This is a genomic window from Pseudomonas viridiflava, from assembly GCF_900602065.1.
Taxonomy (GTDB): Bacteria; Pseudomonadota; Gammaproteobacteria; order Pseudomonadales; family Pseudomonadaceae; genus Aquipseudomonas.
In genome coordinates, this window is the sequence record NZ_UWFN01000215.1 from 1 (window position 1) to 385 (window position 385).

The window sequence follows — 385 nt, forward strand, 5'->3', positions numbered from 1 at the left end:
CTTCCGCTGCCTGCTGCGCCAGCGGCTGATTCAGGCAGCGGTCCTGATCATCACAAGCGTCCGAAGGCGCTCGCCATTGGGCGATGAACGCCTGTTGGTCATGCAGCAGCTCCACATCGATGGCCCAGTAAGGCACAGGGACGAAATGGGCAATGCTGCGGTCGCGGTCCACGACCAGTCGAAGTGTCGGGGTCTGCACGCGTCCTACCGGCAGCACGCCCTGATAGCCTGATTGTCGGCCCAGCAGGGTGAACAGTCGGCTCATGTTCATGCCGATCAGCCAGTCAGCGCGGGAACGGCCCAGTGCCGAGTGATACAGGCTGAAGGTGTCCGCACCGGGCTTGAGCGTGGCCAGCGCCTTGCGGATCGAAGCGTCGTCCAGGGC

1 protein-coding gene is annotated in these 385 nt (G+C 64.2%); it reads right to left on the reverse strand.

Annotated features, from left to right (window positions below; genetic code table 11):
- Positions 1-385 (reverse strand): DNA topoisomerase (locus EE949_RS12900; protein ID WP_241152852.1); only part of this gene is annotated, 385 nt, incomplete at both ends.